The following is a 12,847-nucleotide window of genomic DNA, read 5'->3' as shown; positions in this document are numbered from 1 at the left end:
GGCGACGTGACCGCTCCGGTTCCCCCGCCGAAACGGTCGAAACGGTCGGTCGAAACACGAGGACTGCGGCGCCTTCGGTGCTGAAACACGCCCTCGCGACCGCCGACGTGCGGCGCTGGCGGTCCACCGACGACGCGAGGACTGCAGTCCTCCCGCGTGTCGCCGGGGAGCGTGCTCGTCGTCGAGAGGGAGTGCACGTCGTCGACCACAGCGGGGGCGGATTCTTGCCCGCGCGGCTCGAAGTGTAACTCATGCCGAAGGTCACCCTTCTGGATCGCGGGCGTGTCCGCGCGGATCAGGCGTACGTCGTCGACGGCGCGTCGATGGCGAGTGCGGCCGAGCCGAACCCCGAGCACGAGCGCGTCGAGTTCGTCGTCTGGAACGCCGTGGTCGAAGCCGGCGGCCAGACGTACCTGTGGGACACTGGGGTGCCGACCGACGCCGCCGACTACTGGCCCGCGCCGCTGTACGGCGCCTTCGAGGCACACGACGCAGCGGAGCACACACTGGCGGACGACCTCGCGACCGCCGGCTACAGTGTCGACGACGTCGACGCGGTGGTGATGAGCCACCTCCACCTCGACCACGCGGGCAACCTCGACGCGTTCGCGGGGACGGGGACACCTGTGTACGTCCACCGGGACGAACTGCAGTACGCCTTCTACTCAGCGCACACGAACGAGGGATCCATCGCCTACCTCGCGTCGGACTTCACCGGCGACTACGACTGGCGCGTGATCAAGCGGCACCGGCACACGCTCGCCGACGGCTTCCAGTTGCTCCACCTGCCCGGGCACACGCCGGGTCTACTGGGCGCGCAGGTCGACACCGACGCGGGGACGCTGCTGATCGCAGGCGACGAGTGCTACGTCGACGCGAACTACGCCGACGGGACGCCGCTGGGGCCGGGACTGCTGTGGAGCGAGGTGGAGTGGCGCGAGAGCCTCGAGACGCTGCGGGAACTGGAGCGCAGACACGACGCCGACGTGCTGTACGGCCACGACCTCGACCGGTTCGAGACGCTCGCCGCGCGCTACTGAGCCATCCAGCTACCGAGCGAGCGACCTCTCCTCCGCGGCACCGGGCGCCAACCCCGGGTGCCCGACCGACCCGTCACACCCCGTCTCGGATCGCGAGGTCGCCGTCGACGACGACCGCGTCCGACCGACCGGGCAGGTCGTACGCCACCGCTGCCCCGTCGTCGCCGTCGCGCACCGACATCGGCCACCCGAGCATCGTCGCGAACGCGTCGTACCCCGCCCTGTCGACCCCGGCGACCGAGAGCGCATCCCAGAACGGCTCACGGTGGCTCACGACACACGCCACGGGAGAGATTCCCCCCTCGGCGCACACGCGACAGGTGACGCGGACCGTCGCCGGCATCGACACCGAACACGCCTCACAGGGGCCAGTGTCGGCGTCGTGGTCGGTGCACACCTCGATGCTCGGCGTCGTCTGCCCGCCGCAGCGCGGGCAGATGCCGTCGCCGAACATACGCGCTCGGTGGCAGAACCGACCGTGTGCGCGGTCGAGCAGTGCTCGCGGCGCCGTCTCGACGGCGTCGCCGACCGCACCCGGTGGGAGGGGGATCGAACTCAACGCCCCGGGCGGCAACAGGTCGTAGTCGAGTGCGCCGCGGCACTCCGTACAGCAGGTGACGACGTAGCCGCTGGTGTACGTCACCGTCACGGGCGCGCCACAGCGGAAGCACGCGGCGTCGGTCGCCGCCGAGTGGACGCCCTCCGTGGTCGCGACGGCACCGCTCTTGATCGTCCGCACGAGTTCCCGCCCGGGTGCGAGGAGGACGTAGCCACCGGGGCGTTTCTCGACGAACTCGCCGAGCAGTTGGTTCAGGTGGTAGCCGAACTTCCCGCTGTCGTCGACGCCGACGGCCCGTCGAAGCTCCGTGTACGGCACCGCTTCGTCGCTCCGGTCGCCGCTCCGCTGCCGCTCGTGCAGCGCCTCGAGGACCGACACACGAATCGCGTTGCCGAGGCGGGCGAACGCCTCCTCGGGAGAAGTGGCGCCAGGAGTGCCGACGACCGTGCCCCCGTCGGGCCGGTCGTCGCTGTCAGGACCGCCCGATTCGTCTGTGCCGTCGGCCATTGCCCGAATACGTACGGGCGGTGGTTATAAAAATGCCCACCGGAGGGTGCGTGCTGGCCCAGAGCGCGCACCTGAGACGGCGCGTCCCCGAGAGCGACCGACCGCCCAACCAACCGACTGATCGAGTCCGTAAACCCTATTCACCAGTTGGGTTTACAGCCTCTCATGAGTACAACGGCGGAGGGCGTAGACCTCGTCGGCGACGAGGTCGTCGCCAACCTCGCTCGGTCGGCGCTGTTCGCGGCGCTGACGGGCGTGTTCGCGTACGTGTCGTTCCAACTGCCGGTCACGTCGGTGCCGTTCACGCTGCAGGTGCTCGGCGTGTTCCTCGCGGGCGTGTTCCTCGGTCCAGTCTGGGGATTCGCGTCGATGGGTATCTACCTCGTCGCCGGCGCGGTTGGCGCACCAGTGTTCGCGTACGGGAGCGCCGGGCTCGGATCGCTGTTCGGGCAGTGGGGCGGGTACCTCTGGTCGTACCCGGTCGCCGCGGGTGTCGTCGGGCTCGGGGTGCACGGGGTGGGCGACCTCGCGGACCCGAGCGACACGGGACTCGGACGACTCGTCGGGGCGATGACGGTCGCGACGCTCGTGATATACACGTTCGGCACGGTCGGCTACGCGGTGGTCGGCGAGGTCGGCCTCGTGCCGGCGCTGTTGGCCGCGGCGGTGCCGTTCGTCCCCGCCGAGGCGATCAAAGTCGCCGCGACCGTCGCGGTCGTGCGCAGCGACGCGGTCGTCGCGCGCTGACCCCGCCGTGATCGAGACGCGGGGACTCACCCACCGCTACGGCGACGGAGCGGCGTCCGGTGCGGCGTCGACACGCGGAGACGATGCGGCGGTCGCGCTCCGTGAGGTGTCGCTGACGGTGCCCGACGGCGAGTTCCTCGTCCTCGCGGGGGCGAACGGCTCGGGGAAGTCGACCCTCGTACGCCACTTCAACGGCCTCTTGACGCCCGACGAGGGTGAGGTGCTGGTCGACGGCACGCCCGTCGCGGACGACCTCGTCGCCGCCCGGAGTCGCGTCGGGATGGTGTTCCAAGAGCCGCGCGACTGCTTCGTCGCCGCCACCGTCGCCCGCGACGTGGCGTTCGGCCCCGAGAACCTCGGCCTGGCGCGCGCCGAGGTGGACCGCCGAGTCGACGAAGCGCTGACCGCGGTGAACATGGCCGACCGCGCCAGTGAGCGGATCGACCGGCTCTCAGGGGGCGAACAGGAGCGGGTCGCCATCGCGGGTGCGCTGGCGATGGAGCCGGCACACCTCGTGCTCGACGAACCGTTTACCGGGCTCGACGAACCGGCCCGCGAGTCGGTGCTGGCGCACCTGCGAGCGCTCCACCGCGACGGCACCGGCGTCGTCCTCGTCACGCACGACCTCCGGGACGTGGCGGCGGTCGCCGACCGACTGGTGGTCCTCGACGACGGGCGCGTCGTCGTCGACGCGGCGCCGGACGCGGCGCTCGACCGACTCGACGACCTCGCGGTCCGCCGCCCCGACTGATGCTCGCGTACGAACCCGGCGACTCCGTGGCCCACCGCCTCGACGCGCGGAGCAAACTGCTCGTCCAGGCGGCGGTCGCCGCGGCGGCGTTCGCCCACAGCGACCCACGAGGGCTCGCCGTCCTCACGGCGCTGACGCTGGGGGTGCTCGCGCTCTCGGCGACGCCCGTCCGTGTGGCCGTCGCCGAGTACCGTGGCGTGCTCCCGTTCCTCGCGGTCGGGCCGGTGCTGGAGTCGCTCCGTCTCGGGACGCCGTGGGTGGAGCCGTCGGCCGCGGTAGACCCGGCGCTCGCCGCCTACCGGACGCTGCTGCTACTCGCGCTCGTCGCGGCGTACGTGCGGACGACGCCCGTCCGCGAGTCCGAGGCCGCCGTCGCACGACTCGTCCCCGGTCGAGTGGGCCGGCTCCTCGGCCTCGGCGTGGGACTCGTGTTCCGGTTCCTCCCGGTGTTGCAGGCGGACCTCGCGCGGGTCCGCGAGGCGATGCGCGCCCGTCTCGGCGACCAGCGACCGCTCCACGAGCGGGTTCAGGTCGTCGCCACCGCGGGACTGCGGCGCGTGCTGACGCGGACGGACCGCCTCGCGGTCGCGCTGCGTGCGCGGTGTCTGTCGTGGAATCCGACGCCGCCGCCGGCGTCGTTCGGGCGAGCGGACGTCGCGGCGGTCTGTCTGGCGCTCGCGCTCGCGGGGTGGGCGGCGTGGCCGAGACTCTCGGGACTGATCTGAGTCACCGGGCAGAACCGGTCGCCGGCGCCGTGCGCGGATCTGTGCGACCAATCCCGACGTATTTTTACCGCATCGACGAACAACTCCCGGGTAACATGACCGAGCGAGAGGCGGAAGATTGGCTGATCCGGTACCTGGTCGTGATGGTGGTCGGCGCGACCGCCCTCCTGGCGCTCATCTACGGACTCGTGTTCGCGCCGAGTACGGCGCTCGTCGTCGGGTCGCTGGTGGCCCTGGTGGCGGTGTTCGCGGTCGTCGGGATCGACCTGCGGTCGTGGCGCGCCGCCTGAGGACGACGCCGTTCTCACCTACTCGCCGGCGTCGGCGAGTCGAGCGACCTCCTCTTCCGTGAGCGACAGCCCCGCCGCCGCGACGTTCTCCCGGAGGTGGTCGACGCTGGAGGTGCCCGGGATGGGGAGCGTCACGTCCGAGTGACCCAGCAGCCACGCGAGTGCGACCTGCCGCTCGGTCGCGTCGTGGGCGTCGGCGACCGCCGCGAGTTCGTTGCCCACGGCACCGAGGTCGCCTGCGGCGAGCGGGAACCACGGGATGAAGCCGATCCCGTACTCCTCGCACGCCTGCAACACCGCCTCGTCCTCGCGGTTCGCGACGTTGTACTGATTCTGGACGGTGGCGATCTCCACGTGCTCGCGCGCCTCGTCCAACTGCTCGACGGTGACGTTCGAAAGGCCAACGTGCTTCACGTGGCCCTCGTCTTTCAGCTCCGCGAACGCGGCTACGCTGTCGGCGAACGGCGTGTCCGGGTCGGGGCGGTGGAACTGGTACAGGTCGATGGTGTCGACGCCGAGGCGGTCCTTGCTCACGAGCACCTGGTTGCGGATGTAGTCCGGGTCGCCGTGGGGGAGCCAGTCGCCGCCGGCCTCTCGCAGTAGGCCCGCCTTCGTCGCCACGACGGCGTCGTCGACGACGCCCGCTTCCCGCAGGATGCGCTCGGAGGTACCGGGACCGTACGAGTCGGCGGTGTCGACGAAGTCGACGCCGTGGTCGACGGCGGCGCGGGCGACCGCTCGCGCGTTCTCCTCGTCGTCGGGGGCGCCGATGATCCCCTCGCCGCACAGGCGCATCGCGCCGAAGCCTAGCCGGTTCACGGTGGTCTCGCCGTCGAGGTCGAACGTGCCTGCCGCTGCCGCGTCGGGTGTGTCGCTCATGCGACCGTCGTGTCGGTCGCCGGAGGGATAGTCGCCACGGCGGCGGAAACGAGCGTGCTACGCCGGCCCGAGGTAGCCCCACGCCTGCAGGCGGTCGCCGTCCGTCTCCACCCACCGGTCGCCGATGTCGTCGCGGTAGTACATGTTCGGGATGATGACCCGGTCGAGGCGGTCGTACGCTTGCGCTTGCGCGTCGCGCATGGTCTCGCCTTTCCCGGTGACGACGAGCGCGATGCCGGAGGTGCCTGCGACGCGCCACTGGCCGTCGACGCGCTTCGTGTCCTCGATGTGGACGCCCTCGCGGTCACCCTCGAATACGATGGCGGCGTTACGGGAGTTGCGCCGGAACGTCGCCTCGTCGGTGAACGGGAACGGCGGGAGGCACACGCGGACACCGACTTGGTAGCCGCGGTGGACCGAGAGGTCGGGGTCGTTGCCGCGGGCGAGGTCGTGGAAGAACGCCGCCGTCGACGACTCGAACGCCTCCTCCTGCACGACGATGGTGGGGTAACCGAAGCGGGGGGTGAACTCCAGCGGGAACACGTCGTCGCCGTTCACGATGCAGTTGATGTCGATGCTCCCGACGTACCCTTCGTCGGCGAGCCACGACTCCACCTTCCCGAGCGTCGCCTCGAACAGCCTGTTGCGCCCGGTCCACAGCATCGAGGTGCCCATCTCTCCGGTCGAGGGACCGATGTTGCCCGGGAACAGTTTCTTGTGCTCGAAGTTGAGGTTCACCGGTTCGACGAACCGCTCGCCGTCGAAGAAGCCGCACACTGCCACCTCGACGCCCTCGACGCGCCGCTGGAGTTGGAACCCCTTCATCCGGTCGCCCCACGCCTCCTTGTACGCCGCCAGGAGGTCGATGACGTCCGACCCGTCCTCGTCTTGCCCGACGTACAGCAGTTGCTTCACGTTCTGCACCTCACCCAGCGGCTTGATCACGTACGGTGCCGGGTTCGCTTCGACCCACGCGATTCCCTCGTCGAAGTCGTCGAACACGCGGTGCTCGATGGTGTTGACGCCGTGCTCCTCCAGCACGTCCATCGCGTAGCCACGGTCGTCCTCCAGTCGGTCGGTGTTCGGTGTGCCGCCGACGACGTGGTGGCCTTCGGCGCGGAGGTCCTCCGCGATGGCCCCGACCCCGATGTCGTCGTCGACCCAGATGTCGTCGAAGATCACCGTGTCGGCCCAGTCGAGGTCGCCGCGCCAGTCGTCGGTCTTGTCGACGAACCCGTCTGCGATGTCCGCCTCCGTCTCGGAGGCCGTGTAGTAGCGCACCTCGTGGCCCTCCTCACGGAGCTGCCACGCGAGGTCGCCCAACAGCGGGTCCGCTAACGAGACGAACAGGAAGTTGCGGGAGTCCATATCCGCACGCCGACACGTACGGGGAAATAGCCACCGGCGACACTCCGAGAAATCGTCACACGGGAGAGGTACACACGGCCCTCCGAAGCCGAACCGTTTTTGACTGACTGGCCAGTTAGTTAGATCAACCGCGGCGACCTCGCCGCACCCCCACCCCAACACGATGAGCCAGGAGCAGGACACACGAACGGCGTTCATGGAGGCGACGTACCGCGCGATATGTGAGCACGGGTACGCCGACCTCACCATGCAGGACATCGCCGACGAGACGGACAAGAGCAAGGCAGCCCTCCACTACCACTTCGACGGGAAAGACGACCTCTTCCGGGAGTTCCTCGCGTTCCTCCACGAGGGGTTCGCCGAGACGATCACAGACCACCCAGCGGGGACCCCCGTGGAGCAACTCGTCGCACTCGTCCGCCGGGTGCTCGACCCGGTCGACGACGAGGCCGACCGCCAGTTCAACACGGCGCTCATGGAGATCAAAGCGCAAGCGCCGTACCGCGACGGCTACCGCGAGGCGCTGCGTCGGTTCGACGAGGACCTCCACGCAGAGATCGCCGGACTCGTCGCCGCGGCCGTCGACGCGGGCCAGTACGACGCAGACACTGAACCCGAGGAGATCGCCGAGCACGTCCTCACGTACATCCACGGGACGTGGACGCGCGCGGCCGCCATCGGCGCGGACGTGGTGACGATGCGCGAACACCTCGTCGAGGACTTGCTCGACCTCGTCGTCGACGAGGCAGAGGTCTCGGTAACCGCTGTAGACGCTGCCGATGAGTCCTCCGCAGACGCAGACGCCGAGGAGGTCACCTCCAGATGAGCGTCCGGGAGCGGCTCTCGTCGGTGTTCAAGGGCCGCGACGAGTTCGACCTGACCGACGGCAGCATCGGCAAGCCGCTGTTCTACCTCTCGCTGCCCATCGTCGTCACGAACCTGCTCCAGACGGCGTACAACCTCGCGGACACGCTGTGGCTCGGTCGTTACAGCACGGAGGCGCTGGCGGCGATCTCGTTCGCGTTCCCGATGGTGTTTCTCCTGTTCTCACTCGGGATGGGGATCACCGTCGCGGGGTCGGTGCTCGTCGCCCAACACGTGGGGGCCGACGAGGAGGGGAAAGCCGAGTACGCCGCCTCACAGACCGTCTCCTTCGCCGTCATCGCGTCGCTGATCCTCGGGGCCGTCGGCTACTTCCTCGTCGGCGACCTACTGGGGCTGCTCGGCGCGTCGCCAGACGTGTTGCCGGGTGCGACGGCGTACATGCGCATCATCTCCTCGGGACTGGTGTTCATGTTCGGCTTCTTCGTGTTCACCGCGCTCCTGCGCGGCTACGGCGACACGATCACGCCGATGTTGGTGATGCTGCTCACCGTCGTCGTGAACATCGTCATCGACCCCTTCCTCATCTTCGGCTGGTGGATCTTCCCCGAACTGGGCGTCGCCGGCGCCGCCTACGCGACCATCTTCTCGCGGGCGCTCGCGTTCGTCGTCGGGATGGCGATCATGCTGCGCGGGCACCGGGGCGTCCAGATCGTCCCGAGCCAGATGGTACCGAACCTGTCGTACGCCCGCAAGATCGTCCGCATTGGCGTGCCAGCGTCCGTCGAGATGACGGGGCGGTCGCTGTCGGTGAACCTGATGCTCGTCATCGTCGGCCTGTTCCCGACGACCGTCGTCGCGGGGTACGGCATCGGTGTCCGTGTGTTCTCGGTCATCTTCCTCCCGGCCATTGCCGTCGCTCGCGGCGTCGAGACGATGACCGGCCAGAACATCGGCGCGGGCAAGCCCGACCGCGCGGCGACCGCCGCCGGCCTTGCGGCGAAGTACATGTTCGTCATCCTCGCGTCGATGGGGGTCTTCGTTATCCTCGCGGCTCGTCCCATCGCGACGGTGTTCACCGACGACCCCGCGGTCATCGCCACCACCGCCGACTTCCTCCGGTGGGTCGCGCCGACGTTCGGCTTCATCGGCGTGATGCGCGCGTACAACGGGAGCTTCCGGGGCGCGGGCAAGACGATGACCGCCGCAGCGATCTCGATCCTGATGCTGGGCGTGATCCGCATCCCCGTCGCGCTCGGCCTCGCGCAACCGGACATCCTCGGCCTCCCGATTCCCGGCTTCGAGTCGACTGGGATCTGGATGGCGTTCGCGGTCTCGAACACCGCGGGTGCGATCATCGCCTACCTCTGGTACCAGCGCGGGACGTGGCGTGACGCCGACCCGCGCGGCGACCCCGTCGCCGGTGACGACGAGGAAGGCGCCGACGCCTCCGCTGCGCCGACCGACGACTGACGGAGTTGGATCGGGTCGCTCGCCGACCGCTTTCTTGGCTGACAGGCGACGCCCCGTTGGCGAGTGGCGCCGACACCGCTCGCTCCCGTCCGCGGACCAAGGCGTCGCACACCCGCGTGCGGTCCGCGGCGCTTCTCAGGTGATACGGCTCGTGGTCCCGGCTTCGATGATGAACGTTCGCCGGTCGTGTACGATCGAGTGTGACAGCTTGCGACCGCCGACACGGAGATATTCTCCCAGAGCGTCGCCTCCCCATGGAGATCGAATTCGAGGTCGAGGGACAGATACGTGGCCCGAACGCCGGCGACGCGCCCGTCGTCGAGGGGGCGCGGATCCGGGTCGCCCGCGACGACGAGACGAGCGCCTACCGCAACATCTGGCAGGTGACCGTCGCCGACCTGGACGACCTGCAAGCCCGCGCGGACGCCGAGTGGCTGTGGGTGTCGCCGCCGCGCTCGAACGGCACCGACGCCCGGGTCGTCGCGGTGCCGAAGCGTCGATGAGTCTCGGCGTTCGAGAGCCAGCAGGGTGTTTTTGCCCGGTCGGCGACTACCATCACCCGTGAGCACTGACACCGACACCGCCGCGGTCGCGGCGGACGAGGAACGCGTCTGGCTCGCCGAGCGAACGTACGGCGACGACGAGCTGAACCTGATCATCCTCGTGTACGCCACGACCGACGGGGAGCGCTACTTCCGGAAGGAGCGGGCGCTCACGAGCTTCGCCGACGACCGCGAAACGCCCGTCTCGCTGGTCGTCCCGGCGGACGAACTCGGAACGGTGGCAGACGACGACCGCGAGCGGTACGCCACGGAAGCCGCGCGGATGGCGACCGTCCACGATCCGGACGACACGATCTGAGGGCGGGCGAGCAGTTTCCGCTCGGTAGTGGATACGGTTTTTACGCGCGACTCCAACCGGGGCGTATGCTCACAGCGAAAGGGCCACTCTTGACGGTCGACGTGACCGACCGGACCGTCGCCGAGACCGACATCTCGGAGACGCTCTCGGCGTTCATCGGCGGGCGCGCCGCCGCGACGGCGCTGGCGCACGAGCGCATCCCCGTCGACGCCGACCCGTTCGGGCCGGAGAACCGCGCGTACCTGTCGACCGGGCCGCTCCAGATGAGCCAGATGAGCTTCACCGGGCGGATGAACATGACCGCGCTGTCGCCGCTCACCGACGGCCTCGCCTCGACGAACGCGGGCGGCTACCTCTCGCGCAACTTCGCCGACACCGGCTACTCGGTCGTCGAGTTCGTCGGCGCGAGCGACGAACCGCTCGCGGTTCACGTCCGCGACGACGGCGTCGAGTTCGAGGCGGTGCCAGAGTTGGCCGGCGCGGAGGTGTCAGCGGTGTCCGAGTACATGAGCGAGGAGCACGACCTGGGCCCCGAGAACTGCATCACGGTCGGCCCCGCCGGAGAGAACCTCGTCCGGTTCGCCTCCGTGATGACGTTCGACTCGCGCGCGTTCGGTCGCGGGGGCCTCGGCACCGTCCTCGGGAGCAAGAACGTCAAGTGCGTCACGTTCGCGGGCGACGGAAGCGCCCGCCCCGAAATCGAGGTGGCGAACCCGCCGTCGGCGGACGTCCACCGCGAGGCGGCCACCTCCGACGACCGCATGAAGCGACAGGGGACGACCGGCGGCACGGAGTTCATCAACGACAACTTCGCGCTCCCGACGCGCTACTTCGACGAGTACGAGTTCGAGTCGGCGGCGGGCATCGGCGGCGACGCCGTCGAGGCGAAGAAGTACAAGAAGGGCGCCTGCTCGCAGTGCGCCTACGCCTGCAAACTCCCCACCCGCGACGAGGAGCGCGGCGTCGAGACGGAGGGCCCGGAGTTCGAAACCGTGTACGCGTTCGGCTCCTGCCAAGGCGTCGGCGACATCGTCGACGTGATGGAGGCGAACGAACTGTGTGACGAACTCGGGATGGACACCATCTCCGCGGGCGTCACCGTCGCCGCCTACCTCAAGAGCGAGGACGCGTTCGGTGACGCCGAACTCGCGCGCGAGGTGCTCCGGGAAATCGCCAGCCGTGAGACGGAACGCGGCGACCTGCTCGCCGAGGGCGTCCACCGCGCCCACGAGGCACTCGGCGTGAACGACTACACGGTGAAGGGGATGGAGTTCGCCGCCCACGACGGGCGCGTGCTCCACGGGCAAGGGCTGAGCTACGCCGTCGCGAACCGTGGCGCCGACCACATGTACGCCGGGATGCTCGGCCTGGAGTACTCGGGCGAACTCGACCCGGAGGGGACGCTCGGGAAGGCCGAGCGCCTCGTCCACGAGGAGAACCGCAACGTGATCCGCGACTCTGGCGTCGTCTGCGCGTTCGCCGGCGACTACATCACCGACGAGCGCCTCGCGATGCTGTTGGAGACCGACTACGAGCACCTGCTGGAGATCGGTGCCCGGGTCGTCGCGCGCGAGCGCCACTTCAACAACCAGCGCGGCAAAGACGTCGCCGACGACGGCCTCCCGTACGCCGACGAGGTGCCCGACCTCGACGCCGCGGTGCAGGAGTACTACGAAGCGCGCGGGTGGAACGAGGACGGCACTGTCCCCGACGACGCGCTCGACTCGCTCACCGAGACGGCGATCGGATACGGCGCCGTCGCCGACGACTAACGCGAGGGGAGAGCGAGGGCGAGGGAGCGGAGCGACCGAGCCCTCGACAGACGGCGGCGAGGTCAGTTGGCCGAGCCGCCCATCAACGCTGTAGGAGCGGAGCGACCGAGCCCTCGACAGACGGCGGCGAGGTCAGTTGGCCGAGCCGCCCATCAACGCTGTAGGAGCGGAGCGACCGAGCCCTCGACAGACGGCGGCGAGGTCAGTTGGCGAGCACGCCGCCAGAATCGGTTGGTTCGACGCTCGCCGCACTCACCCGCCGTACACCGACGGCACGAGGCGGATCACGTCGCCGTCGGCCAGCGGCGTGTCGAGGCCGTCGAGGTGGCGGACGTTCTTCTTCGCCTTCGTCACGACCGTCGACCCCGCAGTCGTCGCCGCCTCCTCGTCGACGAGGCGACCGGCGAGGGCGGGGTACTCGCGCTCCAACTCCCGGAGGAGGTCGCCGACCGTTTCGGCGTCCGTCTCGCGGACGACGTCGGCGACGCCGGCGTCCTCGCGGAACGGCCCGAACAGTCGACACTCGACTTCGATGACCACGACGTGTAGCTACGTGCGGGCCGGCTTGTAGCTTCTCACCCGTCCGGCCCGACGGACTCTTGCGCGCCCGCCGAGTAGCCGCCGCGTATGAGCGAAGACGGCGACGCCGCGGCGGGTGCGGGCACCGACGAGGGACCCGACGCCGGCGACACGTTCGGGGTCGGTATCCACGTCACGAGCGAGGTGTTCCAGTTCGTCGTCCACGTCCCCTCCGACATCGACTCGGGGTGGAGCGACCCCGACGAGTTCCAGCGGCTGATCGAGCGGGTGACGTGGGAGACGCTGGACCAGGAGGACACGCTTCGGGCGGTCGCGCGGACGGCCGGCACCGACGAGACGGTGACCCTCGGGACGGTCACGATGCGCCCGGACGGCGAGCTACTGGCCCACACGCTGTCGTCGCCCGCCGAGTGAGCGCGTCGCCGCTGGACGGAGACTGTGCCTGTCAGCCGAGACAGTGGTGAGGCTGACGCTGGCGGAGTAGCTTCGGTAGGAAGGGGATCGAGCGGAGAG

General features: G+C 69.6%; 15 protein-coding genes. 11 read left to right on the top strand and 4 right to left on the bottom strand.

The window, feature by feature from the left end; all coding sequences use genetic code 11:
* Positions 1 to 251: 251 nt before the first annotated feature.
* Positions 252 to 1,040, top strand: a complete 789-nt coding sequence (locus P0R32_RS08930) for an N-acyl homoserine lactonase family protein (protein ID WP_276236606.1) — start codon at positions 252 to 254, stop codon at positions 1,038 to 1,040.
* Positions 1,041 to 1,113: 73 nt separating this feature from the next.
* Here the strand turns inward: P0R32_RS08930 and P0R32_RS08925 are convergent, their stop codons facing one another.
* Positions 1,114 to 2,106, bottom strand: a complete 993-nt coding sequence (locus P0R32_RS08925; protein ID WP_276236605.1) for a DUF7351 domain-containing protein — start codon at positions 2,104 to 2,106, stop codon at positions 1,114 to 1,116.
* Between the two features lie 165 nt (positions 2,107 to 2,271).
* Between P0R32_RS08925 and P0R32_RS08920 the strand changes: the two genes are divergently transcribed.
* From P0R32_RS08920 to P0R32_RS08905, 4 genes are all read left to right on the top strand, one after another.
* Positions 2,272 to 2,853, top strand: coding sequence for a biotin transporter BioY (locus P0R32_RS08920; protein ID WP_276236604.1), 582 nt, complete (start codon positions 2,272 to 2,274; stop codon positions 2,851 to 2,853).
* A gap of 7 nt (positions 2,854 to 2,860) precedes the next feature.
* A complete protein-coding gene (locus tag P0R32_RS08915; protein WP_276236603.1) occupies positions 2,861 to 3,604 on the top strand; it encodes an energy-coupling factor ABC transporter ATP-binding protein in 744 nt (247 codons plus the stop codon).
* On the top strand, positions 3,604 to 4,329 hold the full coding sequence (locus P0R32_RS08910; RefSeq protein ID WP_276236602.1) for an energy-coupling factor transporter transmembrane component T family protein: 726 nt from the start codon (positions 3,604 to 3,606) through the stop codon (positions 4,327 to 4,329). Before P0R32_RS08915 ends, P0R32_RS08910 begins: the two co-directional genes overlap by 1 nt.
* Before the next feature lie 95 nt (positions 4,330 to 4,424).
* A complete protein-coding gene (locus P0R32_RS08905; protein WP_276236601.1) occupies positions 4,425 to 4,619 on the top strand; it encodes a hypothetical protein in 195 nt (64 codons plus the stop codon).
* An 18-nt stretch (positions 4,620 to 4,637) separates the two neighbouring features.
* Here P0R32_RS08905 and P0R32_RS08900 read toward each other — a convergent pair whose 3' ends face one another.
* Together P0R32_RS08900 and P0R32_RS08895 are read right to left on the bottom strand one after the other, a co-directional pair.
* Positions 4,638 to 5,498, bottom strand: coding sequence for an aldo/keto reductase (locus P0R32_RS08900; RefSeq protein ID WP_276236600.1), 861 nt, complete (start codon positions 5,496 to 5,498; stop codon positions 4,638 to 4,640).
* Positions 5,499 to 5,555: 57 nt separating this feature from the next.
* Positions 5,556 to 6,866, bottom strand: coding sequence for a phosphoribosylglycinamide synthetase C domain-containing protein (locus tag P0R32_RS08895; RefSeq protein WP_276236599.1), 1,311 nt, complete (start codon positions 6,864 to 6,866; stop codon positions 5,556 to 5,558).
* A 163-nt stretch (positions 6,867 to 7,029) separates the two neighbouring features.
* On the opposite strand from P0R32_RS08895, the gene P0R32_RS08890 reads away from it, so the two are divergent.
* The 5 genes from P0R32_RS08890 (at position 7,030) to P0R32_RS08870 (ending at position 11,794) form a co-directional block, all read left to right on the top strand.
* A complete protein-coding gene (locus tag P0R32_RS08890; protein WP_276236598.1) occupies positions 7,030 to 7,692 on the top strand; it encodes a TetR/AcrR family transcriptional regulator in 663 nt (220 codons plus the stop codon).
* Positions 7,689 to 9,161 (top strand): MATE family efflux transporter, encoded by a 1,473-nt coding sequence (locus P0R32_RS08885; protein ID WP_276236597.1) that lies wholly within the window; start codon positions 7,689 to 7,691, stop codon positions 9,159 to 9,161. The genes P0R32_RS08890 and P0R32_RS08885 overlap by 4 nt, the downstream gene beginning before the upstream one ends.
* A gap of 254 nt (positions 9,162 to 9,415) precedes the next feature.
* Positions 9,416 to 9,664 (top strand): hypothetical protein, encoded by a 249-nt coding sequence (locus P0R32_RS08880; RefSeq protein ID WP_276236596.1) that lies wholly within the window; start codon positions 9,416 to 9,418, stop codon positions 9,662 to 9,664.
* Positions 9,665 to 9,722: 58 nt separating this feature from the next.
* A complete protein-coding gene (locus P0R32_RS08875) occupies positions 9,723 to 10,022 on the top strand; it encodes a DUF7967 family protein (protein WP_276236595.1) in 300 nt (99 codons plus the stop codon).
* Positions 10,023 to 10,087: 65 nt separating this feature from the next.
* Entirely contained in the window at positions 10,088 to 11,794 is a 1,707-nt protein-coding gene (locus tag P0R32_RS08870) for an aldehyde ferredoxin oxidoreductase C-terminal domain-containing protein (protein WP_276236594.1), read from the top strand.
* Between the two features lie 252 nt (positions 11,795 to 12,046).
* On the opposite strand, the gene P0R32_RS08865 is transcribed toward P0R32_RS08870, so the two are convergent.
* Complete coding sequence (locus tag P0R32_RS08865; RefSeq protein WP_349770212.1) at positions 12,047 to 12,328, bottom strand: MoaD family protein; 282 nt, start codon at positions 12,326 to 12,328, stop codon at positions 12,047 to 12,049.
* Between the two features lie 93 nt (positions 12,329 to 12,421).
* Between P0R32_RS08865 and P0R32_RS08860 the strand changes: the two genes are divergently transcribed.
* Positions 12,422 to 12,748, top strand: a complete 327-nt coding sequence (locus P0R32_RS08860) for a DUF8124 family protein (protein WP_276236592.1) — start codon at positions 12,422 to 12,424, stop codon at positions 12,746 to 12,748.
* Positions 12,749 to 12,847 lie beyond the last annotated feature (99 nt).

Source organism: Halobaculum marinum, assembly GCF_029338555.1.
GTDB lineage: Archaea > Halobacteriota > Halobacteria > Halobacteriales > Haloferacaceae > Halobaculum > Halobaculum marinum.
Note: the sequence above shows the minus strand (reverse complement) of the source record. Positions and strands in the feature narration are given on the sequence as shown.